The following is a 24,517-nucleotide window of genomic DNA, read 5'->3' on the forward strand; positions in this document are numbered from 1 at the left end:
CCGCATCCTGGAGGCACTTCCGACCTCTGGAGCATGATGAACGACTCGCCGTCCCGTCCGGGTCACCGCGCCCCCTGGCAGGCCGCGGGCGCGGTCACGGTCACCGTGGTGCTGTGGGCCTCCGCCTTTGTCTCGATCCGCAGCGCGGGGGCCGCTTACTCGCCGGGTGCGCTGGCGCTCGGACGGCTGCTCACGGGGGCGCTGGCGCTCGGGGTCCTGTGGGCCGTGCGGCGGGAGGGGCTTCCGCCGCGTGCCGCCTGGCGCGGGATCGCGGTGTCCGGGGTGCTGTGGTTCGGGGTGTACATGGTGGTCCTCAACTGGGGCGAGCAGCAGGTGGACGCCGGGACCGCGGCGCTGGTCGTCAACATAGGACCGATCCTGATCGCGCTGCTGGGTTCCCGGCTGCTCGGCGACGCCATGCCGCCGCGGCTGCTCGCGGGAATGGCGGTGTCCTTCGCGGGGGCGGTGGCGGTCGGGCTGTCGATGTCGGGCGGGGGCGGCTCGTCCGTGCTCGGGGTGGTGCTCTGTCTGCTGGCCGCGGGTGCGTACGCGGGCGGGGTCGTCGCGCAGAAGCCCGCGCTGGCCACCGCGAGCGCGCTCCAGGTAACGACGTTCGGCTGTCTGATCGGGGCGGTCGCCTGTCTGCCGTTCGCCGGACGGCTGGTCCAGGACGCGGCCGACGCCCCGGTGACCGCGACGCTCAACATGGTCTATCTGGGGGTCTTCCCGACCGCGCTGGCCTTCACGACCTGGGCGTACGCGCTGGCCCGTACGACCGCGAGCCGGATGGGCGCCACGACCTACGCCGTGCCCGCGCTGGTCGTCCTGATGTCATGGCTGTTCCTCGGCGAGGTACCGGGCCTGGTGACGCTCGGGGGCGGCGTGCTGTGCCTGGCGGGTGTGGCGGTCTCGCGGTCCCGGCCGCGTCTCTCGCCGCCGCGCGGGGCGGCCGTCGTGCGCCCCGAGCCGGAGCCCGAGCCGGCCTCGGACTGAAGACCGTTGCCGGTGGTCTCCGGCGGAGGGGGGTACGACGACCGCGCGCTCAGCTCTCCTGGAACTGGAGGGACTTGGTCTGCAGATACTCGGCCAGCCCGTGCGCCCCGAGCTCGCGGCCCACCCCGGACTGCTTGTAACCGCCGAACGGGGCGAACGGGTTGAAGCGTCCGCCGTTGATGTCGACCTGTCCGGTGTCCAGTCTCCGCGCGAACGCGACGGCCTCCGCGTCGTCGGCCGCCCAGACGGCGCCGGCCAGTCCGTACACTGTGCCGTTGGCGATGCGCAGGGCGTCCTCCTCGTCCTCGTACCGCAGGACGGAGAGCACCGGGCCGAAGATCTCCTCCTGGGCGATCGTCATCTCCGGGGTCACCTCGGCGAAGACGGTGGGCCGCACGAAGTAGCCCTTCTCGCGGGGTGCTTCGGGGCCGCCCTCGACCAGGCGCGCGCCCTCCGCCAGGCCCTTGTCGATATAGCCCTTCACCCGGGTCCGCTGCTTGGCGTTCACCAGCGGGCCGATGCGGTCGCCGTATGCGGCCGCGGCCTCGGCGGCGAGGCCGACCGCCTCCTCGTAGTGGTCCCGGTGCACCAGCATCCGCGTCCATGCGCTGCACGTCTGGCCGGAGTTGGCCATCACGTTGGCGACGCCCACCTTGACCGCCTCGGCCAGGTCGGCGCCGGGCAGGATGACATTGGCGGACTTGCCCCCCAGCTCCAGGGCGACCCGCTTCACGGCCGCGCCCGCCGTGGCGCCGATCTGCCGGCCCACCGCCGTGGAGCCGGTGAAGGAGACCAGGTCGACCCCGTGGTGTTCGGCGAGCGCCTGGCCCGCCACCGGGCCGAGTCCGGTGACGAGGTTGAACACCCCGGCCGGTACGCCCGCCTCGTCGACGGCCTCCGCGAAGAGCTGGGCGGTCAGCGGGGTGTCCTCGGCGGGCTTGAGGACGACGGTGCAGCCCGCCGCCAGGGCCGGGGCGACCTTGGCGACGATCTGGTGGAGCGGATAGTTCCAGGGGGTGATCGCGCCCACCACTCCGACGGGCTCCTGGTAGACGGTGGAGTTGCCGACCCGCTCCTGGAAGGGGTGCGTCTCGGCCAGCCGGGCGTACGAGCCCGCCACCAGGATCGGCATGCCCACCTGGACCGCCTGGGAGAACGCCGGCGGGGCACCCAGCTCGGCCGTGATGATCTCGGCGATCTCGTCCTTGCGGGCGACCAGCACGTCCCGCAGGGCGGTGAGCCGGACGGCCCGTTCCGCGGGCGGGGTGGCGGCCCAGCCCGGGAGGGCGGCCCGAGCGGCGCGGACGGCGGCGTCGACGTCCTCGGCGGTGCCCGCCGGGACCCGGCCGACGACCTCTTCGTCGGCGGGGTTCACCACCTCGATGGTGTCCGGCCCGGCCGCGGGGCGCCAGGCGCCGTCGATGTACATGCCGTCATGTGCCTTCATGGTCGTCCTCCGAGCCCGGGCGGCGTGGTGCGCGCCCGTCAGGCGGTCACCCCCCCTGATTTCTGGTGATCACGTGATTCCCGGCGATCACTTCCCAAACTAGCGAGGTCGGTTGTGGGGCGCCAGAGGACCGGGAACGCCCTGCTCCCGCTCATTCGTCCAGTCCGGGCAGATACTGCGGCGCCGGGCAGACGCGCTGACCGCTCCGGTCGAAGACGAAGAGATGGGCGAGGTCGACCAGGAGCGGGACATGCATGCCCGGGCGCAGCGCCATGTCCGGGGTCGTACGGACGACGAGATCACCGGGAAGCCGGGGCGCCTCGGACCTGGGTTCTTCAGGGTCGGGGCCCTCGTCCGTGGGATGCTCCAGGACCACGACCGGCCCGGCCCGCAGGGTGCCGGTGCGCTCCCGCAGCCGGTCCAGGACGCCGCCGTCGCGGCGGCGGCGACGGACGGGCCTGGCCGGGCGCGGCGCCTCCAGCTCCGGTACGACCGCGGGCCGCGAGCCCGTGTTGAAGTGGACCAGGACCTCGTGCCCCTGGAACTCCACATGCGCGACCAGGCCGCTGATCGCCACCTCCCGGGGCCGTGCCGCGGCGGGCGAGGCGATGCGCACCGCCTCCGAGCGCAGCCCGACGATCACTTCGCGGCCCTGCTGCACGCGGAGCAACTGGTGGTCCGAGGAAAGGGGTTCGGGCAGTCGCAGATACTGGCGGCCCAGGCTGATCGACATCGCTCCGTCGAGCGGGGCGCGGACCGTCCCGCGCAGCAGATTGATGCGCGGGGTGCCGATGAAGGCGGCGACGAAGACGTTCTCCGGCAGCCGGTAGACCGCGCGGGGACCGGCGAGCTGCTGGAGCACCCCGCCGCGCAGCACGGCGACCCGGTCGCCGAGCGACATGGCCTCGGACTGGTCGTGGGTGACATACACGGTGGTGACGCCGAGGTCCCGGGTGAGGCTGGAGATCTCCGCCCGCAGATGGTTGCGGAGCTTGGCGTCGAGGTTGGACAACGGCTCGTCCATCAGAAAGGCCGAGGGGTGGCGGGCGATCGCGCGTCCCATGGCGACGCGCTGCCGTTCGCCGCCGGAGAGCTGGGCGGGGAAGCGGCCCAGCAGGTCCTCGATGCCGAGTCTGCGGGCCGTCGCGTCCACCCGGGGGCGGGGGTCCCCGCCGGGGTTCTCGATGCGCAGGGGGAAGCCGATGTTGTCGCGGCTGGTCATGTTCGGGTACAGGGCGAAGTTCTGGAAGACCATGGCCATGTCCCGGGCGGAGGGCGGCAGATCGTTGGCGTACTCCCCGTCGAGGCGGATCTCTCCCTCGGTCACGTCCTCGAGCCCGGCGATCATCCTGAGGACGGTCGACTTTCCGCAGCCCGAGGGGCCGAGGAGGACGAGGAACTCGCCGGGCCGGATGTCCAGTGAAAGCCGCTCCACCACGCGCACACCGCGGGTGTACGACTTGCTGACCTGATTCAGCGAGATGGTGCGCGTCATGACTGCCCCCGGGGACGCACGGGACCCACCGGTGCCCCGTGGTCGACTGGTCCCGTGCGGGTCGTACGGGACGCTGAGTCACGGAAGTTAACGGACGTCACACCCTTGGGGGAAGAGAAGTGACGGGATCGGACGTCCGGTCTCGACCGATGAGAAAACGGACGCTCCGATTCTGCACCGGTCCGGTGTCCCGCGCGGGCGCCGGGGAGCTCCGGTCGTCCTCAGTCGAGGGCGCTCTCCAGATAGGTCCGCAGCAGGCCCCGCGTCTCCCCGACGATCTTCTCGTCCCCGGCCGGGTCCATCCGGAAGGCCAGGTGGACCAGGGTGTCGGCGGTTTCCACCGCGATCAGGAACCGGCGGCGCAGATCGTCGTCCGGCTCCCGGTCGAGATACCCGGACAGCAGGTCCGTCAGACGGGCGGCGACCCGGTGGTTGGGTTCGGCGCGGCGGGCGCCGACCGGGATCTGGTTGCCGAAGTCGATGAGGGAGAAGCCGGGTGCCGTGCGCTTCATGTCCAGGTACTCGTCGAGCATCGCGTCGGTGGCCGCGCGCCAGCCGCCCTCGCGCCCGGTGTCCGCAAGCCGGCGGCCGACGCGCTCGAGATAGCGCTCCAGATTGCGTTCGGCGAGGGCGTCGGCCATCGCCCTCTTGTTGCCGAAGAAGCGGTACACGGAGCCGATGGGCACTCCGGCGCGCTGGGCCACGTCCCGGGTGCTCAGGGCGTCGTAGCCGATCTCGTCGAGCAGGTCGGCGCAGGCGTCCAGGATCCTGGTCAGTCGTTCGGCGCTGCGGCGCTGGACGGGCGCGCGGCGCAGCGTTGTCGCGTGGTGCACGGGTTTCATGACGCCTTCCGCCGGGGGGACGGTGAACTTCCCTCACCTATACGGAAGCCGGAGGCCCCAGCACTCATCGCCCGGCCGACGGGACCGGCCCGCCCTCAGGCGGGCCAGCGCCTCCGAGCCCGGTCGCCGGCCCGTGTCGGCCCCCGGCTCAGCCCGTCCCGCCCGGGTTCGCCGTGCCCTCCGCCGCCGAGGCCGTGATGTCCGCGGTGCTCTCGACCGGCTTGCCCTGTACCGCCCACACCGTCCGGTCGTCCGCATGGAGCCGGGCCGTCAGCTGGTGGGTGCCCCGCGGGATCAGCTCCCCGGGAAGCCGGTACTCGGTGGTCCGCAGCCAGATGAGGGGGCGGCCGTCGAGGAAGAGCCGTACGACGCCGTGGCCGGTCACGGCCGCCGGGGGTGTACCGGCGGGCGAGAGGCGGAAGTTGCGGACGGTCAGCCGCACCTGCCAGTCGTCCCGGGCGCCCGGCTGGACCTCCACCGCCACCTCGGGCGCGTCCTTCCTGTCCACCTCACGGTAGTGCCGCCCCTCCTCGTCCGTGCCGGCCAGCACCTTGCCCACCGGCGAGGCCGTCACCCCGCCCCGCTGCTCGTGCCCACCGCCGGAGCCGCAGCCCGTCGAGCCGCCGAGCAGGGCGCCCGCCACGAGCACGGCGAGCAGTCCGCGCATCCACGACATGCCTGGGAGCGTAGGGCACCCTTGCGTCGGCCGAATCCCCCTCAAGGCTGGTTCTCGCCGTCCGTCCGTCCCCCTTGCCGCCTACGCGTGGAGGTGTCCGCTCCCCCGCGCCCCCTTCCTGGCTGATCTCCCCCTTGCGCAGCCGATCCCCGAATCCTACGGTGACCCATAGGAATCGGCGACCAGGGAGCGGTGATGAGCGGGGACGCGAGGAAGACAGCGGAGGGGTTGTCGTATCTCTCCGGTTTCGGCAACGAGCACAGCTCGGAAGCGGTGCCGGGCGCGCTGCCCGAGGGCCGGAACTCACCGCAGCGCGCGCCGCTCGGGCTGTACGCGGAGCAGCTGAGCGGTACGGCGTTCACCGAGCCGAGGGCCCACAACCGGCGCTCCTGGCTCTACCGCATCCGCCCCTCGGCCGCCCACCCGGCGTTCACCCGTACGGACAACGGCGCGATCCGCACGGCGCCGTTCACGGAGACGGTGCCCGACCCCAACCGGCTGCGCTGGAACCCGCTGCCCGAGCCCCCGGCCGGGACGGACTTCCTCGGGGGCCTGTGGACCCTCGGCGGCAACGGCGACGCGGCCCAGCGCACCGGTATGGCGGTGCATCTGTACCACGCCGACACCTCCATGGAGCGGGTCTTCAGCAATGCCGACGGCGAACTGCTGATCGTGCCCGAGCGCGGCGCGCTGCTGCTGCACACCGAGTTCGGGCTGCTGCGCGTGGCGCCCTCGGAGGTGGCGCTGATCCCGCGCGGGGTCCGCTTCCGCGTCGAGCTCCTGGACTCCGCCGACGACGGCGGCCGGGCGCCGGCCGCCCGCGGTTATGTCTGCGAGAACTACGGCGCCCCCTTCCGGCTGCCCGACCTCGGCCCGATCGGCGCCAACGGGCTGGCCCACGCCCGTGACTTCCGGGCGCCGGTCGCCGCGTACCAGGACGTCGAGGGCCCCGTCGAGGTGGTCAACAAGTTCTGCGGCAACCTCTGGACGGCGACCTACGACCACTCCCCGCTGGATGTGGTCGCCTGGCACGGCAACCATGTGCCCTATGTCTATGACCTCCGGCGCTTCAATGTGATCGGCACCATCAGCTACGACCACCCGGACCCGTCGATCTTCACGGTGCTGACCTCGCCGAGCGACACCCCCGGACTGGCGGGCATCGACTTCGTGGTGTTCGCGCCGCGCTGGCTGGTGGGCGAGGACACCTTCCGGCCGCCGTACTTCCACCGCAATGTGATGAGCGAGTACATGGGTCTCGTCGAGGGCGCCTACGACGCCAAGGCGGAGGGCTTCGTGCCGGGCGGGGGTTCGCTGCACAACATGATGTCGGCGCACGGCCCGGACCGGGAGACCTTCGACCGGGCGAGCGCCGCGGAGCTCGCGCCGCAGAAGGTGGACGACGGGCTCGCGTTCATGTTCGAGACCCGCTGGCCGGTGACCCTGACACCGCACGCGGCGGGCGCGGAACATCTGCAACGCGGGTACGACGGGGTGTGGCAGGGCCTGGAACGTCACTTCCGCCCGTTGCGTTGAGCCGTCCCGACCGGTACGGATAGCCCCGTGACCTCCTTTGCCCCCGACTCGATCGTCCTGAACCGCAAGCTGCCGCTCTGGTACCAGGTGTCCCAGTCTCTGCGCGCCTCGATACTGGGCCGCTCGCCGCGGGATCCGCTGCGTCTGCCCACCGAGGAGCAGCTGGCGGGGCACTACGGGGTGAGCGTGCTGACCATGCGGCAGGCGCTGAAGGAGCTGGAGGGCGAGGGGCTCATCTCACGCCACCGCCGGCGCGGCACCTTCATCGAGCCGGGGGTGCGCAGGGGTGCCCCGGTACGGCTGCTGGGCTCGGTGGACGCCATCGTGGCCCAGCAGTCCGGGATGACGACCGAGCTGCTGGACCACGGCAGGGTGCCGGTGCCGTCCGATCTCGCCGAGTACTTCCCGGATCTCGCCGAGGTCGCGGCGTACCACCGGCTGCGCAGCGACGAGAAGACCGGCGAGCCGACCAACCACGCCCGCAACTACGTCCGTCCGGAGCTGGCCGAGCGCTTCGACCAGGAGGATCTGGTGCGGTGGCCGATGACCAAGGTGCTGCGGGACGTGGTGGGGGTGGAGATCAGTCGTATCACCGACACGGTGCAGGCACGGCTCGCGGACCCGGAGACGGCGCGGCTGCTCGAAGTCCCGCTGCTCAGCCCGATCCTGCACTACACGGGCATCACCTATGACACCGAGGGGCGGCCGCTCGACGTGGCGGTGATCCACTATCGCGGGGACCGGTTCTCCTTCACCGTCACCCTCGAAGCCACCTGACCGCGTCAGTACGATGCCCGGCGTGACGCAGGACGACGCTCCGCTGCTCGCGGACCTCATGCCGTGGTCCGTCGCACCCCTGCGGCCGGGCCGGGCCTGGCCGTCGGCGCCCGACGCGGCCTCGCTCAGGGCACGCTGGGACGCCCTAGTGACGGCGGAGGGGCCGGAGCGGGAGGCGCTGTTCGAGCCGACGCGCTCCCGCACCCTGCACTCGGCAGTCGGGCAGCTGCCCGGCCGGTCCGGCGGCACCGGGAAGCTGGTCCGCGCCCCGGGCCCCTGCGCGGAGCCGGTACGGGTGCTGTACGCGCCGTTCGACGAGCGGTGGCTGATCCCCGATCACCGGCTGATCGATGTGGCCCGACCGGAGTTGTGGCGGGTGGCGGACGGGCAGCAGGTCTTCGTGGTGGAGACGGCCGCCGCACCCGGCTCCTCGGGCCCGCCGCTGCTGGTGTCGTCGCTGCCGCCCCTGCTGAGGACCGGCCGGATCCGCCCGCTGTACCGCCGCCCCGGCGGCGCCGAACCCAATCTGGCACCGGGCCTGCCGGAGCATCTGGGCGCCCGGCTGGGCCTGGCCGTCACACCCTTGGACGTCCTCGCCTGGAGCCTGGCCGCGGCCCGCCCCGGGCCCGGCGGACTCGCCGGCCCGCTCACCGGGGACGCCGGGCTCTGGGCGCACGGAGTCGAAATGGGCCGCCGGCTGCTCCGGCTGATGCGCCGCGACGGCGAGCGCCCCAAGCTCCCCGGCGGACGGCGCCCCTATGTCCGCGCCCCGGTGCCCGCACGCCCCCGCGCCCTCCACTACGACCGTGCCGAGGAGACCCTCCACCTCGACGAGGGCCGGATCTCCCCGGTGCCGCCCCTGGCCTGGGACTTCGAGGTGAGCGGGGCCCGGGTCCTCGAGGAGTGGTTCACCGCCCGGACCGCCGAGGCCGCCGCCGGCACCCTGGAGGCGATCCGCCCGGCCGCCTGGCCGCAGTCCTGGACGTCCGAGCTGCTGGAGCTGATCACGGTCCTCGCCCTGCTCGCGGAAGTGCGCCCGCGGCAGGAGGCGTTGGAGATGACCGCCCCCGTCACGGCCGCCGAGCTGCACACCGCGGGGATCCTTCCCCCGCCTGCGGCGATGCGCCGCCCGGCCTCGGTCCTCGACCACCATGAGGAGGGCCCCGAGGGCCAGTTCGCGCTGCTCTAGGCTCCTTCGTCCGGGTCGGGGTGGGGCCGATCCCGACCTACCGGCCCGGCGCCGCCGTTCGCCGCGTCGTTGCGGCCCCGGGGTTCGAACCCGTCCAGCAACCGCCCCAGCGTCCGCCCGAACGCCGCTTCGAGATCGACCGGTCCCGAGTCCTGCGCGAGGGCCGCCGCCATCCGGGGGTATGCGCCCGTGGCGATCCGGCCCGCCAGATAGGCGAACCGGACGGCGTTCTCCTGCTCCTCCGACCAGGGCAGCGACCGGACACGCTCCGCGACGGCCAGCTCGTTGGCCACATACATGGTGACCACGCCGTTGAGCATCGCCACCAGCTCCAGCTTGGTACCGGGGGCCGCGTCGAGCGGGTCGAGGCAGACCAGACAGTGCTCCAGATAGCGGAGCGCACGGGGGCTGAAGCCGTGCAGCCCGGACATCAGACGCGGCAGCCAGGGGTGGCGGCGCATCAGATCCCTGGTCTGGTGGGCGACCCGGACCATGTCGGCACGCCAGTCGCCGGAGGGCTCCCACAGCTCGTGCTCCCCGCCGACGGCGTCCACCATCAGCTCCAGCAGGTCCTCCTTGCGGGGGACGTAGTTGTAGAGCGACATGGTGCCGCAGCCCAGCTCGGCCGCCACCCGCCGCATCGAGACCGCGTCGAGCCCCTCCGCGTCGGCGATCCGCACCGCGGCGGCGGCGATGTCGGCACGGCTGTACGCCGGTCTCGGCCCCCGGCCCGCGCGCTCGGGCCGGCTCCAGATCACTTCGGGTTCGGTCGCCCGGCCCGCCATCGGTCATCACCTCGATCACCATCGTAGTTACGTACGCCGTACGCAGTGCGCTATGGTCACCCCATGACTTCTACGTACGCTGTACTCAGTGAGGGACTGGAGAAGCGTTTCGGCGCGGTGCATGCCGTCCGGGGGCTGGATCTCGCGGTGGCCGAGGGCACGGTCTGCGGGGTGCTCGGGCCGAACGGCGCGGGCAAGACCACCGCGGTGCGGTTGCTGACGACGCTGCTGCGGCCGGACGCGGGCTCGGCGCGGATCGCGGGGCACGATCTGCTGCGGGAGCCCCATGCCGTACGCGCCGGGATCGGCGTCACCGGGCAGAGCTCCTCGGTCGACGACGACCTCACCGGACGTCAGAATCTGCGGCTGTTCGCGCGGCTGCACCGGGTCCGGGACACGGCGGCACGGGCCGGCGAGCTGCTGGACCACCTGGACCTGGCCGAGGCCGCCGACCGGCCCGTGTCCACCTACTCGGGCGGGATGCGGCGCCGGCTCGACCTCGCGGCGAGCCTGATCCGCCGCCCCGCCGTGCTGTTCCTGGACGAGCCCACCACCGGGCTCGACCCGGCGAGCCGCAACCGGATCTGGGACACCGTGCGCGCCGTCCGGGAGCAGGGCACGACCGTGCTGCTCACCACGCAGTATCTGGAGGAGGCCGACCGGCTCGCCGACGACATCGTCCTCGTCGACCGGGGGCGGGTGGCCCACAGCGGGTCGCCGGCCGAGCTGAAGGCGCTCATCGGCCGGCATGCCGAGGCCGTCGTCGCCCACCCGGACGCGATGATGGCCGCGGCGGCGGTCCTGGACCGGCTCACCGGCACCGAGCCGTCCTTCGACCGGGAGCGGAACGCCGTCGGCGCGGTCACCACCGACCCCACCCTCACCCTCCCGCGCCTGGTCCGCGAACTGGACGCCGCGGGCGTGCCGTTGCTCGACGCGAGCCTGCGGCCGGCCACGCTCGACGAGGTGTTCCTGAGACTGACGGGCGACCTCACCGACAGCAGGGAGGCGGCGGCATGAGCGCATGGGTGTACGACGGCACGGCGATGTTCGGCCGCCATCTCCGCCGGATCCTCAACAATCCCGGGCTCGCCGTCCTCAGCCAGACCATGCCGGTGACGATGCTGCTGTTCTTCGGCTATGTCTTCGGCAGCGCGGTCGCCATGCCCGGCGAGGAGTACCGGAGCTTCCTGGTGCCGGGGCTGCTGGCGGCGACGGCCGCGGGCGGGATCATGACCGGGATGTTCCAGTCGGCCCAGGACTCCCACCGGGGCGTGACGGACCGCTTCCGTACGCTTCCGATGAGCCGGGCGGCCGTACCGCTGGGGCAGGCGGTGGCCGATCTCGTCGTCACGGCCGCGGGCACGGTCCCCTTGCTGCTGGTGGGGCTCGCGATGGGCTGGCGGGTCGAGGGGACGGTGCCCCGGGCGCTGGGCGCGGTGGGTCTGCTGCTGCTGTTCCGGTTCGCCTGCACCTGGATCGGGATCTTCCTCGGGCTGCTCACCCGCAGTGAGGAGGCCGCAGGACAGCTGGGCGGCGCGACCTTCGTCCTGCCGCTGCTGTCCAATGCCTACATCCCCACGGAGAATCTGCCGGGGTGGCTGCGCACGGTCGCCGAGTGGAATCCGATCAGCGCGGTGACCACGGCTCTGCGGGAGCTGTTCGCCGCCGGGCCTTCGCCGTCGCTCGCGCGGGGGGACGCACCCGTCACCGGAGTGCCGGAGGGAGCCGCCTGGCCGGTGGCCCATCCGGTCGCCGGGTCGCTGCTGTGGAGCGTGGCACTGCTCGCGGTGTTCCTGCCGCTCGCCGTGCGCCGGTACGCCCATGACGGACGCTGAACGCGGCACCGCACCACGCTCGTCGAGCGGCGCGGGACCGGGCATCGGTGGTGGAGGGTGCCCCCTTGCCCCCGAACGGGGACGGGGCAGGGATGGGGATGTGCCCGCGCTCGGGGGCCGCACCGGAGTGCTGCGGTGTGTGCTGCGTGCCAGGGGGGTGACGGGTGAGGAGGTCGCAGCGCCGCGTCGGGGCGGTGTGGCGTCAGAGCGCGGGGTCCTGACCGAACGCCCGCGTCGCGGGCGCCGTGGGGAACGCCGGTGCTCAGCGCCCGCCGAACAGCGAGCGGCGCAGCCGCCGCAGCGGCGCGAAGAGCGAGACCTTGCGCATACGGGCACCCCTGCCGGTGGCGTCGTGCGCGGTGTCGCGTGCGATCAGTTCGCGCATCAGCGAGGTCGCCTCCGCCGCCTCACGCTGCGGGACGGCAGGTCCCGCCAGCACCGAGAGATGGCGGTCCAGACGCCTGCTGGTCGCACTGCTCCCACAGATGATCGCAGGGACCCTGGCCCTGCTGTGCACCGTTATCTGTTCCATGTCACTCCCCACCCGTACGAGTCCACCCAGCCCGGGCAGAGTAACCCTATCGCCCCCTCATGGCAGTCGTGTATCGCAGCGACAGGATTCACCTGCCCCATAAGGGGGTTGACGACTACGGTCCGAAACCGTCGGATTGCAGGGCGAGTTGGACAACCGGCTGGTCGGCGGGGTGCACCGGGCCGACGCCGCGCTCGACGGTTACGGCGCGTGATGTCACGCAGATGTGCGGATCGTTCGCGACCAGGGCCGTTCTCCCGGAGAGGGTTCCACGGGAGCACGGGGGCACAGGGGGGCGCATGAGCCGGAGCCGGTGCACGCGCCCGCCGGGCCGTGCACCGGTCCACCGGCGGTGTCGACGGCGCACCCCGCCGGTCCGGACGGGACTTCTCCGCCACCGGGAAGGACGGAGGCCCCGGCGACGGGGCCTCCTCGCGCACCGGCGGCCGTCAGGCCGCGTTGGTCAGGACCGGCAGATAGCCGCCGGACTGGCCGGCCGCGGTCGGGTGGTAGGACTCGGTGATGTTCAGCAGGTTGACACTGTGCAGCCAGGCGTCCCCGGAGCACAGCTCATGGCCGGTGAAGGTGGTGCGCACGTCACCGAAGGTGAAGCCGTGGTCGGCGGCGCGCTTGGCGATGGCGGCGTCCATGTAGTCGGCGGCGCCGTTGATGGCCGACCGCTTGGTCTCGGACAGGCCGAGGCAGAGCGTGGTGCCGAGCTTGTAGAAGCGGGGGTAGCCGAGGACGACCACACGGGCCGAGGGAGCCTTGGACCTGATCGCCGAGTAGACGGCGTCGAGCCGGCCGGGCAGGGTCGAGTCGATGAACGCCCTGGCCGTCGCGATCCGCGACAGACAGGTGCTGTCGGAGTCCAGCACACAGGACGTCATGACGTCGGAGAAGCCGGCGTCGTTGCCGCCGACGCTGATGGAGACGAGGCTCGTGGAGGAGTTGAGGGCACCGAGCTGGTTGTTGATCACGTCGGTGGTGATCGCGCCCGAGCAGGCCATGAAGCTGAACGAGGCGGGGGCCTTGGCGGCCTGCCACAGATACGGGTAGGCCTTGGTGCTGCGGTTGCAGGAGCCGCTGGAGCTGATGTAGCTGCCGGCGCCGACGCCGGAGGAATAGGAGTCACCGAGCGCCACATAGCCGGTGACCGCGGCGGAGGACGCGTGCGCCGCGGCAGCCCCGGTGAGGGCCATGCCGACGGCAAGGAAGAGCGAAGTCAGGTACGCCGCGAGTCGGTTACGTCTCATGGAACCTCCCTTGAGCAGGATCTCTGCGACAACTGTGGTAGCAGCTACGCGTGTTGACTGGAAGTGTCCATGCCAAATCTGTTTCAATATTCACCGATCACTGACGCCTCGTTATGCCCCTCGACATGCGGACGACGGCTCCCGACGGCGGCTCGCACCGGCGCACGCCCACGCCGGAACGCAGGTTTGAAGCGCCCCCGGAACCGATACGTCCCGCTTCCGCGTCTTGACGGCCCCCCGCCCGCTGCGCGACATTGAAGCCCGGCATCCGGCGCTTCAGGGGGCAAAGTCGCCCATGCAGACCATACGTATCAAGCCACCTTCATCAGGCGGTGACGGGCGGTCGGGACAGGATCCGGGGAGGGACCTGTTTCCCCTGTTCGCCGGTGCGGCCGTCGCCGTCGCGGGGGTCGGTGCGATCCTCGCGCTCAGCGACGCCGACTCACCGCTGCGCGGCCCGTTCACGCTGTTCTTCCTGCTCGCCGCGCCGGCCACGGCCCTCGGAGCCGCCCTGCGGGGCCTGGACCCCTTCGCCCGCACGGTGGTCTCCGTCGCGGGAGCGATCGCGGCCGATCTTCTGGTCGCCCAGGGCATGTTGGCGGTGCACCGTTGGTCGGTGGGCGGCGGGATCGTCGCCGTGGCCGTGCTCAGTTCCCTCGTTCTCCTGCTGGTTCCGGTACGGCGACGGCGCCGTACGGCGAGAAGACAGGCCTGAAGACGTGGACATCAGCGTGTACCGTCCCGGCGAACTCAGCTCCGCCGACCGGGCGGCATGGACGGCTTTGCAGTCCAAGGCCCATCTGAACGGCTCACCCGAGCTGGCGAACCCGTTCCTGTCGCCCGAGTTCGCGCTCGCCGTGGGCCGGACCAGACGCGGCGTACGGATCGCGGTGGTGCGCGAGGAGGGGGAGCCGGCCGCGTTCTTCCCGTTCCAGCGAACGGCCGCCGGCGTGGGACGGGCCGTGGGACTCGGCGTGTCGGACTGCCAGGGCCTGGTGCACCGGCCGGGCTTCGCCTGGGACGCACAGGACCTGCTGCGGGCCTGCGGGCTCGCCGTCTGGGAGTTCGACCATCTGGTGGAGGGCCAGGCGCCGTTCGAGGCGGGCGCCTCCGGCACCTTCCCGTCCCCGGTCATGGACGTCGACCAGGGGTACGACACCTATCTTCGGCAACTGCGCGGGCAGTCGCCGAAGTTCACCCGTACGACGCTGGCCAAGGAGCGCAGGCTCGGGCGGGACGCCGGGGAGGTGCGCTATGTCCACGACGAGCGCGATCCCGCCGCCCTGCACACGCTGATGAGATGGAAGTCCGCCCAGTACCGCAGAACCGGGCGCAGCGACCGCTTCGCACACCCCTGGATCAACCAGCTGGTGCACCAGCTCCACCACACCCGTTCCCAGCCGTTCGCGGGGGTCCTGTCGATGCTCTACGCCGACGGACGCCCGGTCGCCGCACACTTCGGACTGCGCACCGAGAGGGTGCTGGCCTGCTGGTTCCCGGCGTACGACCCGGCGTTCGCCAGATATTCGCCCGGGCTGGTCCTGCATCTGCGGATGGCCGAGGCGGCCGCCGCCGACGGCATCGCCTATCTGGATCTGGGGCGGGGCCAGAAGGAGTACAAGGACTCCCTGAAGACACGGGAACTCTTCGTGTCCGAGGGGTGGGTGACCCGGCGTCACCCGGTCGCGCTGGGGCACCGGGCGCGCCGCGCCCCGGTCCGGGCGCTGCGCAATGCGGTGCTGTCCCGGCCGGAGCTCTTCGAACCGGCCGACCGGATCCTCAAGCGGATGGGAAAAATCCGCTCGAGGCGTTGAGTTACGGCCATACCAACAAAAACGCGAGACACGTTCCAGGCCTTGCCATAACGACTCAATCGTCAATACCGTCATACATCAACCCGCATCGGTCCATCATCACGCGATTCCAGGGGGAGGGCTCAGGGTCCGCGATGGTGCCGGCGCGGGGCGCGGTAGGGGGGTGCCGAGCTCGGCGACCACGGTCGTTCGAGCCGTGCCGCGCAACCGGCTGCCGTTTTCCGGCAGCCGGTCAGCAATGCCAGCTCACCCGGCCTGCACAGAGTTCGATGTCGGCATGCCACGGGTGAGAACCCCCCTTTCGAACCGGACACGACACCGGACCGTCCAGGGGCGGACGGTCCACCGGACGAGAGGGACACGACCATGAGTTCTGTTCTGCGCCCTGCGGCTTCCGACCGAGATCCTTCCGCCCAGGGGAAGTACCGGCCCGTCTCCTCCCATATGGCGATCGCACCGCCGGTGAGCGTGGTGATCCCCGCCATGAACGAGGCGGAGAACCTCCCCTATGTCTTCAAGACCCTTCCCGACTGGATCCATGAAGTGGTCCTGGTCGACGGCAACTCCACGGATGACACCGTGGAGGTCGCGCGTGCGATGTGGCCCGGGGTGAAGGTCGTCGGGCAGCGCGGCAAGGGCAAGGGCGACGCCCTGATCACCGGCTTCGCGGCCTGCACCGGCGACATCATCGTGATGGTCGACGCGGACGGCTCCGCGGACGGCCAGGAGATCGTCAGCTATGTCTCCGCGCTGGTGTCCGGCGCGGACTTCGCCAAGGGCTCGCGGTTCGCCAACGGCGGCGGGACCTCCGACATGACACCGATCCGCAAGCTGGGCAACCGGGTGCTCTGCGCGATCGTCAACGCCAAGTTCGGCGCCCGCTACACCGATCTGTGCTACGGGTACAACGCGTTCTGGCGGCACTGCCTGGACAAGATCGATCTGGACTGCACCGGCTTCGAGGTCGAGACCCTGATGAACATCCGGGTGGTCAAGGCCGGGCTCAAGGTCCAGGAGATCCCCAGCCACGAGTATCTGCGCATCCACGGCGCCAGCAATCTGCGGGCGGTGCGCGACGGGTTCCGGGTGCTGAGAGTGATCCTCCAGGAGCGCTCCAACCGGCGTGCGCTGCGCCGGCGTCCGCGGGCGGTGGCGCTCGACACGGTCCGGGGAGAGCTGTCTTGAGAGACCCGGACATCTCCGTGGTGATCTGCGTCTACACCGAGGACCGCTGGGAGGACATCCTCGCGGCGGTCGCCTCGGTGCGGGCGCAGTCCCGGCCGGCGCGCGAGACGCTGCTGGTCGTCGACCACAACGACATCCTGCGGGAACGGCTGGCCGGGGAGTACAAGGAGGCCGGGGACGTCCGGGTGCTCGCCAACGCGGGCCCCCGCGGTCTGTCCGCGGGCCGCAACACCGGGGTCGCCGCCTCCCGCGGCGAGGTCATCGCCTTCCTCGACGACGACGCCGTGGCCGAGCGCGACTGGCTGAGGCACTTCGCCGAGGGGTACGAGGATCCCCGTGTCATGGCCGTCGGCGGCCGGACCATGCCGATCTGGGCGTCGGGACGCCGGCCGGCCTGGTTCCCGGAGGAGTTCGACTGGGTGGTGGGCTGCACCTACCGGGGGCTGCCGCCCGGCCGGGTCCGGGTGCGCAATGTGCTCGGCGGCAACGCCTCCTTCCGCCGCGCGGCGTTCGAGGCCGCGGGCGGCTTCGCCACGGGCATCGGGCGCGACGGCGACCGGCGTCCGCTGGGCTGCGAGGAGACCGAACTGTGCATCCGTCTCGCCCGGGCCAGGCCCGACGCGATCCTGCTGATCGACGACCGCGCCGTGATCCACCACCGGGTGCCGGCACCCCGCGAGCAGTTCGCCTACTTCCGCACCCGCACCTACGCCGAGGGCCTCTCCAAAGCGCTGGTGGCGCGCAGCGTCGGCGCCGGCAAGGGCCTGGAGTCGGAGCGCCGCTACACCACCCGGGTGCTGCCCGCCGGGGTGGTCCGGGGGCTGCGGGACGCCGTGCTGGCCCGTCCCGGCGGGGCGGGCCGGGCGGGCGCGATCGTCACCGGAGTGCTCACGGCCGCCGGGGGGTATGTGCTCGGGAGTGTGCGGGCCCGCAGGGGCGGCACGGCGTTCTCCGTGGTACGGATCCCGGACGGCGAGGGGGACGCCGCATGAGCGACCAGCGCGTGCCGATTCTCATGTACCACTCGGTCGCGGCGGAGCCCAGCCGGGCGACGCGCGCCCTGTCGGTGGCCCCGGAGGCCTTCGCCCGGCAGATGGAGCGGATCGTGGAGACGGGCCGCACTCCTGTCACCACCGCCGAGCTGGCGCGCAGTTGGCGGGAGGGCGCACCGCTGCCCGAACGGCCCGTCCTGATCACCTTCGACGACGGCTACGAGGGGGTGCACCGGCACGCCCTGCCGGTGCTCGCCCGGCACGGTTTCGTCTCCACGCTGTTCGTCTCGACGGGGTGGATCCGGGGCGCCCACGACACCGGGGGCGGCCTGGACACCATGCTCGACTGGGACCAGATCCGCGCCCTCGCGGAGGCGGGGGCCGAGATCGGCGGGCACAGCCACACCCATCCGCAGCTGGACCAGCTCGACGACGAGACGCTCCGGTCCGAGCTGGTGCACTGCCGGGAGATCATCGCCGATGAACTGGGCGGCTTCCCGGTCTCGTTCGCCTACCCGTACGGCTACTCCAGCCGCCGGGTGCGGCGCATGGTGCGCGAGACGGGCTACCGCCAGTCCCTCGCCGTCGGCAACGGTCTCGCCCGCCGCCGGCAAGGCCCCTATGCGCTGCGGCGGGTCACCGTGCGCCGCAGCACCGGGGCCGAGGAGTTCGAGCGGCTGCTCCGGGGCCGGGGTATCGCTCTCCGCTTCGCCGGGGACCGCGCCCTGACCAAGGGGTACGCCATGGTCCGAAGAGCACGACAGGTCCGGGGGAAGGCCATCCGTTCCCGTGTCTGACACGACGACCACAGCCCAGGACGACCAGGCCGCACCCGAGGTACCAGAGCGGTCCCGCCGCCGTCTGCGCCTGCCCACCGGCGGGGGCGGCGGCAACCAGCTGTTCCGCAACGCCTATGCGCTGATGCTGAACACCGGTGTCTCCGCGGTGCTCGGCCTCGGCTACTGGCTGGTGGCCGCCCGGTACTACTCCGACTCCGCGGTCGGCCAGGGCTCGGCCGCGATCGCCGCGATGAAGCTCCTCGCCGGGCTCACCGCGGTGACGCTGACCGGCGCCCTGGCCCGCTTCATCCCGGTCGCGGGCCGGGCCACCGGCCGGCTGATCTTCCGTACGTACGCGGGCAGTTCGGTGGTGGTGGCGCTCGCGGCGGGCGTCTTCCTGCTGACCCTGGACGTCTGGGGGCCCTCGTACCGCTTTCTGCACGGGCCCCTCAACGGGCTCGGGTTCGTCGTGGCCGTCGTCGCCTGGAGTCTGCTCACCCTCCAGGACGGGGTGCTGACCGGGCTGCGCAGCGCACTGTGGGTGCCGGTGGGCAACACGGTGTTCTCGGCGGTGAAGCTGGCACTGCTCATCGGGCTCGCCGTGGCCATCCCGACGACCGGTGTCTTCGTCTCCTGGGTCGCGGCCATCGCCACCTCCGTGATACCGCTCGGCTGGCTGGTGTTCCGGCGCCTGGTGCCCCGGCACGTCAAGGCGACCGAGGACCGCGCCAGACCCCCGTCGCCCAAGGAGATCGGGCGGTTCCTGGCCGGCGACTACACCGGCTCGCTGTTCTCGCTCGCCGTGGTCTATCTCGTCCCGGTGATCGTGGCCGCGCAGGTGGGCTCCGCGGACAACGCGTACTTCTACATCACCACCACCATCGGCGGCACGACCAATCTGCTCGCCATCAACATGGGCGCCTCGCTCACCGTCGAGGGCTCCCACGATCCGGCGCGGCTCGCCGCCAACACCCGGGCCGCGCTCCGACGCATGGCCCGGATCATGCTGCCGGTGAGCGGGCTGCTGTTCGTCGGCGCGCCCTTCATCCTGAGGGTGTTCGGCCAGGGATACGCCGACGCGGCGACCCCGCTGCTGCGCTGGTTCGCGGTCGGCGCGCTGCTGAGGGTGGTCATGGAGACCTACTTCGCGGTGCTGCGGGCGCAGAGCCGCACCTCGGGACTCGCCTATCTCCAGGGTCTGCTCTGCGTTCTGGTGCTCGGACTCACCCTGCTGCTGCTCCCCCGCATGGGGCTGACCGGAGCGGGGGTCGCGGAGATCTCCAGCCTCGCGGTGATCGTGGCGATCGCCGCTCCCCGGCTGTACACCGTGATGCGCGCCGCCCCGGCGGACGCCGTGCCCGAGGACACCGCACCGGACGGGGACCTCGCCGACCTGGGGCCGGCCGAGGTGCCGGCGCCGAGGAGCGGCCCGTCCTGGGCGAGGAAGCCCGACGCCGAGACACTCGCGCTCGGCACCCGCCCGAGCACGGGAAACCCGGCGGCAGCGGTCGGCATGGAGGGCGCGGAGGCGGAGAGCGTCACGGAGGAGCAGGCCGGGGCGGGCGCGGCAGAGGCGGTGTGTTCCGCCGCACCCTCCCTGCGGGAGCGGCTGCGGCCCACGCGCGTCGGGCTGCTGCTCGGCGGTCTGCTGGCCACCGCGCTGCTGTTGTACTGGGTGCCCGCGCTGAGGCTCGACGACGGCTCCCTCACCCGGATGGGCGGACTGGGCCTGATCTCGGTGCTTCCGCTGCCGACCCTGGCGGGGGCGGCACTGCTGGTCGTGGTCTTCGCGACGCTGCTGGGGCGGGTCCGGGAGTCCCGGGGGCTGCTGCTGGTCACCCTGCTGGCCACCGTCGTCTCCCTGCATGCGCTGCCCGCGGTGATCGAGACCGAACCGCGGTTCCCCACGGCCTGGCAGCACCTCGGCTTCCTGGACTACATCGACCGCACCGGGTCGGCCGTACCCGACCTGGACGCCCGCTGGAGCTGGCCGGGCTTCTTCGCGGCGGCCGCGTTCATGGCGAAGGCCTGTGGGGTCACCGATCTCACCGAGGTCATCCGCTGGTGGCCGCTGACCATCCAACTCCTCTATCTGGCACCGATGTTCCTGCTGCTGCGATCGCTGCGGGCGAGCTGGCGCGCCAAGTGGACCGGGCTATGGATCTTCGTCCTCGGGAGCTGGGTCGGCCAGGACTACTTCTCCCCGCAGGGCTTCACTTATCTCTTCTATCTGGTGTTCGTGGCGATCCTGCTGGTCTGGTTCCGGGCGCCCCATGTCATCTGGACGAAGGCGCGCCCCGGCGAGGCCGAGGTGGAGCCGGCCGGGCGCGGTCAGCGGGCCGTGCTGCTGCTGGTGCTGATCGGCCTGTATGCGGCGAGCGTGCCCGCCCATCAGCTCACCCCGTTCGTGATGCTGGGTGTGCTCGCGGTGCTCGTGCTGGTGGGCCGCTCCGAACTGCGCGGGCTGCCGCTGCTGTTCGCGGTGCTGGTCGCGTTCTGGGTCGGTTTCATGGCCGAGCCGTACTGGTCCGGGCACTTCGACGAGCTCTTCGGCGGGGTCGGCGGCGTCGGCAGCAATGTGTCGACCTCCGTCTCCGGCCGCATCCAGGGCGGCGACTCCACGCACCAGCTGGTGCTCTACGCACGGGTGCTGCTCGCCGGCACGGTGCTGGGCCTGGCCTGCTGGGGCTGGTGGCGGCGGCGCGAGCACGGATACCGCGAGCGGTCGCTGCTCGTGCTCACCTTCGTGCCGTTCCTGGGCTTCGGCATGCAGTCGTACGGCGGTGAGATGGCCCTGCGGGTCTTCATGTTCGCCCTGCCGGGCGCGGCGCTGCTGGCCGGACTCGCTCTCTTCCCCCGTACCGGGGTGACGGAGGAGGAGCGCGGCAAGGACCGGACGAGCCTCGCCCCGCTCGCGGCGCTGCTGGCGGGCCTGCTGCTGATGGGCGGCTTTCTGGTGGCCCGCTGGGGCAATGAGCCCTTCGAGCGGATCCGCCCCGGCGAGGTGGCCGCCATGGACTTCGTGTACGCCCATGACGACCCGACCGTACAGCTGCTGTGGCTGAGCAGCGACCCCGTCGAGAACGTCACTCCGGCGATGCCGTGGGGCGCCAGGGACATGGAGAAGGTCCAGTACGTACCGACGCTCGCCCCCGTCGATCCGGTGCTGGTGTCGGGGCTGGTCACCTCGCTCCAGGACGCGGGCCCGAACTCGTATCTGATGATCAATGCGAGTCAGGTGACCTATCTCCGGATGGACGTCGGCTACTCGGCGACCTGGGAGTCACGGCTGATCAGGCATCTGGACGAACATCAGGAGCTGGAGAAGGTCCTGGTCAACGACGATGTGACGCTGTATGCGCTGCGCGCGCAGCCCACCGGACGGGTGGCCGGACCTGATCCGGGGCCGATCGGCCCCCGGGTGACCTGGACGCCGTGGTCGGTCGTCGGCGGGCTCTCCGCGGTGGCCCTGGTGCTGTTGCTCACGGCGCGTGAGGTGGTGCGGGTCGCGATGCGGCCGAGCGTGCGTCAGCTGCGGTTGCTTCAGTCCGGCCTCTGGTTCTCCCTGCCGCTGATGGCGGTGCTGCTGGCCTCGCTGGTGCAACGGTTCCTGACGCTGGGCAACGGCTGAGTCCCCACCGGGGCAGGAGGTGGGGTGCGGCGGCGGCGCGGCTCAGCGCCGCAGCCACTTCACCTCGTACCCCTTCATGGTGAACCGTCTGCCGTCGACCAGGGCGCTGATCGGCCGGTCGAGGGTGTTCACCACGAGGACGGTCCTGCCGGTGGCGAGGACACGGACGTTGGGGACGTCGTCCTCGGCGACCCGCACCGTCGCATACGTCGTGCCCGGCGGGAACTCCCGGGCGAAGCGGGACACCAGGTCGTACAGGGGAAGCGCCCGGCCGCCGCCGGAGGTGTCGGTCGGCGTCCACAGGCAGCCCGGGCAGTCCGGTCCCGTCTTGTTCTCGGGGTTCCAGTAGAAACCGGAGGAGGCGCCGCCCTTGGCCATGGCGATCATCCCGGCGGCCTGCACGGCGACGCGGTGCTTCTCGCTCCAGTCCTTGCGGTCGTCATTGCCGTCGGCGGGCTCGACGTAGTACTCGGCCCACCACAGCGGAAGATCACCGGTCCGCCGGCGGACCCACTCGCCCACCGCGGTCAGCTTGTCGGTGGCGGCGAACTCGTCGGGCAGCAGTTCGTCGTCCTTGGTGTAGCTGGAGCCGTCCACCACGACGAAGTCGGCGCCCGCCTTGTGGGTGTTCCAGTAGTCGAAGGCGTCCAGGACCCGCTGGTCCATGGCGCCCCAACTGCCGCGCAACGCCGTGGAGGCGTTCTCCTTCCGCCGCGGGCCGAGGCTGTCCATGACGAGATAGGGGCCGCCCACCTTGATCTGCGGGTCGACCTGTTTGAGCGCCCGGTGGACCAGGTTGTACAGCTCGGTGTAGCCCTCGTAGTCCCAGCGGCCCTCGGAGTTGTTCCAGAAGCCCTTGAACTCGTTCCAGACGATGAAGTGGCGCACATCCGGATAGCGCCGGGCGACGGTCGCGGCGAGGGCCGCGAAGTCCTTGTAGTGGGCGCGGGTCGGGGCGGTCTCCAGGAAGGACTGGCTCCAGTCGGTGGTGCCGGCGCCCGCCCTGCCGCCCTTCATCCAGTCCGGGGCGCAGCACAGGGTGACCACCGGGGTCCCGCCGGACGCCCGGACGAAGTCGATGCGGCGGTCCATCTCCTCGAAGTCGTAACGCCCCTCGACCGGCTCCGGATTGCCCGCGCCCCAGCCCATGATGTGCTGGTTCTGCGGCAGCCCGGTCCCGGACAGCAGCCGCTCCACCCGCCCGGTGGCGCTGCCGGGGCCCTCGTCGGCGCTGTACTGCGTATGGGTGAAGCCCCAGCCGACGTCCGGTCGTGTCGTGCGGGGCGGGGTGGCCGGTGTGCCGTGCACCTTGTCGCCGTCGGGCGAGGTGCCCCTGGTGCTCGGTGGACTGCCGGGCACTAGCTGGATCAGGGTCACCACCAGGGCCAGAGCGGCCGCGCCCACGCCGAGCAGTGCGGTGAGGCGCCACCGCCGTGCCCCCGGATCCCACCCATGACGTCGCATCAGGGGCAACCCTAACGGCCGTGGACGTCCCGGGACAGATTCCGTCGTACGACAGCCCGATGACGGGACGTACCGGATGGACCGGGAGGGCGGGGCACAGCCGACACACCCGGCGCACCACGGGAAACCGGGTGCATGGGACGGCCCCGTGACAGATCATGTCGGCATGTCCGCGAACCCATACGACGCTCTGCCGATCCGGCTCACCGTCGACGACAGCGACTCGCCGTCCGATGTCGTCGACGCGTTGTTCCTCGGCCGCTTCGCGGCGGGCGAGCAGCCGTACTCGCACGCGGCGAACATCGACCGCGTACGGTCCGGGGCCACCCTGCTGCCGCCGGGCGCCCGGGTGCTGCGGCTGGCCCGCGACGACGACCGCAGCGCGACGCTCGCGGAGGGCGACGGCTGGACGCTGCTGGTCTCCCGCTGGAACCGCGGCGCGGACGTCACGGTCACCGCGACCACCGCCGAGCTGGCCGAACGGGTGCTGAACCAGGCGGTCGACGGCGCGACCGACGAGCCGGAACCGCAGCCGGAGAACGTGACGATGGGGTTCTGGTACGTGTCGCCGAGGCGTGGCCCGTACCGCACGACGCGGCGGATCGCGGCGGGCACCTGGGAGGAGGTCCGCCCCAACTACACGGCGCCGGTCGCGGACGCCATGGACCACCTGATGAAGACGACACCGGAGGACATCGCGGGCCGTCTGCTGCTGCTCCACGGTCCGCCGGGCACCGGCAAGACCTCGGCGCTGCGCACCCTGGCCCGTTCGTGGCGGGACTGGTGCCAGGTGGACTGCGTCCTCGACCCCGAGCGGCTGTTCTCCGACGTCGGTTATCTCATGGACATCGCGATCGGCGAGGAGGACGGCACGGGCAAGGGCCGCTGGCGGCTGCTGCTCCTGGAGGACTGCGACGAACTGATCCGCGGGGAGGCCAAGCACACGGCGGGCCAGGCGCTGTCCCGGCTGCTGAATCTGACGGACGGGCTGCTGGGCCAGGGCAGGAACGTTCTGGTGGGCATCACCACCAATGAGGACCTGGAGCGTCTCCATCCGGCCGTGGTCCGCCCCGGCCGCTGTCTGGCCCGTATCGAGGTCGGCCCGCTGACCCGCCCCGAGGCCGTGAGCTGGCTGGGCCAGGAGGAGGGCGTGGGCCGCGACGGGGCGACCCTGGCGGAGCTGTACGCGCTGCGGCGGGGCACCTCACCGGCCTCGGTGCCGGACCAGCGGGCGGGCGCGGACTCGGGGCTGTATCTGTAGCCGCCCGGAGCCGGCCGGGTGCTTT

21 protein-coding genes are annotated in these 24,517 nt (G+C 71.9%); 13 read left to right on the top strand and 8 right to left on the bottom strand.

The window, feature by feature from the left end:
• Window positions 1–33 precede the first annotated feature (33 nt).
• A complete protein-coding gene (locus tag CP978_RS08160) occupies window positions 34–993 on the top strand; it encodes a DMT family transporter (protein WP_107070364.1) in 960 nt (319 codons plus the stop codon).
• A gap of 49 nt (window positions 994–1,042) precedes the next feature.
• Here the strand turns inward: CP978_RS08160 and CP978_RS08165 are convergent, their stop codons facing one another.
• From CP978_RS08165 to CP978_RS08180, 4 genes are all read right to left on the bottom strand, one after another.
• On the bottom strand, window positions 1,043–2,440 hold the full coding sequence (locus CP978_RS08165) for an aldehyde dehydrogenase family protein (protein WP_043438917.1): 1,398 nt from the start codon (window positions 2,438–2,440) through the stop codon (window positions 1,043–1,045).
• A gap of 151 nt (window positions 2,441–2,591) precedes the next feature.
• The gene (locus CP978_RS08170) at window positions 2,592–3,935 is read right to left on the bottom strand and encodes an ABC transporter ATP-binding protein (RefSeq protein ID WP_043438919.1); all 1,344 of its coding nucleotides are present in this window, start codon (window positions 3,933–3,935) and stop codon (window positions 2,592–2,594) included.
• A 221-nt stretch (window positions 3,936–4,156) separates the two neighbouring features.
• A complete protein-coding gene (locus CP978_RS08175; protein ID WP_043438920.1) occupies window positions 4,157–4,777 on the bottom strand; it encodes a TetR/AcrR family transcriptional regulator in 621 nt (206 codons plus the stop codon).
• A gap of 148 nt (window positions 4,778–4,925) precedes the next feature.
• Window positions 4,926–5,453 (bottom strand): hypothetical protein, encoded by a 528-nt coding sequence (locus CP978_RS08180; RefSeq protein WP_043438922.1) that lies wholly within the window; start codon window positions 5,451–5,453, stop codon window positions 4,926–4,928.
• Between the two features lie 195 nt (window positions 5,454–5,648).
• Here CP978_RS08180 and hmgA point away from each other — a divergent pair, with 195 nt between their 5' ends.
• Genes hmgA through CP978_RS08195 form a run of 3 tightly spaced genes read left to right on the top strand, consistent with a single transcriptional unit; the run spans window position 5,649 to window position 8,955 of the window.
• The gene (gene hmgA, locus CP978_RS08185) at window positions 5,649–6,989 is read left to right on the top strand and encodes a homogentisate 1,2-dioxygenase (protein WP_043438923.1); all 1,341 of its coding nucleotides are present in this window, start codon (window positions 5,649–5,651) and stop codon (window positions 6,987–6,989) included.
• Between the two features lie 27 nt (window positions 6,990–7,016).
• Complete coding sequence (locus CP978_RS08190; RefSeq protein WP_043438924.1) at window positions 7,017–7,766, top strand: GntR family transcriptional regulator; 750 nt, start codon at window positions 7,017–7,019, stop codon at window positions 7,764–7,766.
• A 13-nt stretch (window positions 7,767–7,779) separates the two neighbouring features.
• Window positions 7,780–8,955 carry a type ISP restriction/modification enzyme gene (locus CP978_RS08195; protein ID WP_107070365.1) on the top strand — a complete coding sequence of 392 codons (1,176 nt, stop codon included), beginning with the start codon at window positions 7,780–7,782 and terminating at the stop codon, window positions 8,953–8,955.
• On the opposite strand, the gene CP978_RS08200 is transcribed toward CP978_RS08195, so the two are convergent.
• Window positions 8,952–9,740 (bottom strand): TetR/AcrR family transcriptional regulator, encoded by a 789-nt coding sequence (locus CP978_RS08200; protein WP_079162054.1) that lies wholly within the window; start codon window positions 9,738–9,740, stop codon window positions 8,952–8,954. The two genes, CP978_RS08195 and CP978_RS08200, sit on opposite strands and share 4 nt — an antisense overlap.
• A 63-nt stretch (window positions 9,741–9,803) precedes the next feature.
• Between CP978_RS08200 and CP978_RS08205 the strand changes: the two genes are divergently transcribed.
• Window positions 9,804–10,760 carry a daunorubicin resistance protein DrrA family ABC transporter ATP-binding protein gene (locus tag CP978_RS08205; RefSeq protein WP_043438925.1) on the top strand — a complete coding sequence of 319 codons (957 nt, stop codon included), beginning with the start codon at window positions 9,804–9,806 and terminating at the stop codon, window positions 10,758–10,760.
• The gene (locus tag CP978_RS08210) at window positions 10,757–11,578 is read left to right on the top strand and encodes an ABC transporter permease (RefSeq protein WP_043438926.1); all 822 of its coding nucleotides are present in this window, start codon (window positions 10,757–10,759) and stop codon (window positions 11,576–11,578) included. The genes CP978_RS08205 and CP978_RS08210 overlap by 4 nt, the downstream gene beginning before the upstream one ends.
• 262 nt (window positions 11,579–11,840) lie before the next feature.
• Here the strand turns inward: CP978_RS08210 and CP978_RS08215 are convergent, their stop codons facing one another.
• On the bottom strand, window positions 11,841–12,110 hold the full coding sequence (locus CP978_RS08215; protein WP_043438929.1) for a hypothetical protein: 270 nt from the start codon (window positions 12,108–12,110) through the stop codon (window positions 11,841–11,843).
• Between the two features lie 449 nt (window positions 12,111–12,559).
• Window positions 12,560–13,366 carry an SGNH/GDSL hydrolase family protein gene (locus CP978_RS08220; RefSeq protein ID WP_043438932.1) on the bottom strand — a complete coding sequence of 269 codons (807 nt, stop codon included), beginning with the start codon at window positions 13,364–13,366 and terminating at the stop codon, window positions 12,560–12,562.
• Window positions 13,367–13,661: 295 nt separating this feature from the next.
• Between CP978_RS08220 and CP978_RS08225 the strand changes: the two genes are divergently transcribed.
• The 6 genes from CP978_RS08225 (at window position 13,662) to CP978_RS08250 (ending at window position 21,767) form a co-directional block, all read left to right on the top strand.
• Complete coding sequence (locus tag CP978_RS08225) at window positions 13,662–14,081, top strand: hypothetical protein (protein WP_043438934.1); 420 nt, start codon at window positions 13,662–13,664, stop codon at window positions 14,079–14,081.
• Between the two features lie 4 nt (window positions 14,082–14,085).
• Complete coding sequence (locus CP978_RS08230; RefSeq protein WP_043438937.1) at window positions 14,086–15,180, top strand: GNAT family N-acetyltransferase; 1,095 nt, start codon at window positions 14,086–14,088, stop codon at window positions 15,178–15,180.
• Between the two features lie 366 nt (window positions 15,181–15,546).
• A complete protein-coding gene (locus CP978_RS08235; protein ID WP_043438939.1) occupies window positions 15,547–16,365 on the top strand; it encodes a glycosyltransferase family 2 protein in 819 nt (272 codons plus the stop codon).
• Window positions 16,362–17,357 carry a glycosyltransferase family 2 protein gene (locus CP978_RS08240; RefSeq protein WP_043438941.1) on the top strand — a complete coding sequence of 332 codons (996 nt, stop codon included), beginning with the start codon at window positions 16,362–16,364 and terminating at the stop codon, window positions 17,355–17,357. The genes CP978_RS08235 and CP978_RS08240 overlap by 4 nt, the downstream gene beginning before the upstream one ends.
• Window positions 17,354–18,154 carry a polysaccharide deacetylase family protein gene (locus CP978_RS08245; protein ID WP_043438944.1) on the top strand — a complete coding sequence of 267 codons (801 nt, stop codon included), beginning with the start codon at window positions 17,354–17,356 and terminating at the stop codon, window positions 18,152–18,154. Before CP978_RS08240 ends, CP978_RS08245 begins: the two co-directional genes overlap by 4 nt.
• Window positions 18,147–21,767: a lipopolysaccharide biosynthesis protein gene (locus CP978_RS08250; protein WP_043438947.1), complete on the top strand. Its 3,621-nt coding sequence runs from the start codon at window positions 18,147–18,149 to the stop codon at window positions 21,765–21,767. The genes CP978_RS08245 and CP978_RS08250 overlap by 8 nt, the downstream gene beginning before the upstream one ends.
• 42 nt (window positions 21,768–21,809) lie before the next feature.
• Here the strand turns inward: CP978_RS08250 and CP978_RS08255 are convergent, their stop codons facing one another.
• Window positions 21,810–23,231 carry a GH39 family glycosyl hydrolase gene (locus CP978_RS08255; RefSeq protein ID WP_043448282.1) on the bottom strand — a complete coding sequence of 474 codons (1,422 nt, stop codon included), beginning with the start codon at window positions 23,229–23,231 and terminating at the stop codon, window positions 21,810–21,812.
• A gap of 166 nt (window positions 23,232–23,397) precedes the next feature.
• Between CP978_RS08255 and CP978_RS08260 the strand changes: the two genes are divergently transcribed.
• Window positions 23,398–24,492, top strand: a complete 1,095-nt coding sequence (locus CP978_RS08260; protein WP_043438948.1) for a DUF5925 domain-containing protein — start codon at window positions 23,398–23,400, stop codon at window positions 24,490–24,492.
• Window positions 24,493–24,517 lie beyond the last annotated feature (25 nt).

Source organism: Streptomyces nodosus (assembly GCF_008704995.1).
In the GTDB taxonomy this organism is placed as follows: domain Bacteria; phylum Actinomycetota; class Actinomycetes; order Streptomycetales; family Streptomycetaceae; genus Streptomyces; species Streptomyces nodosus.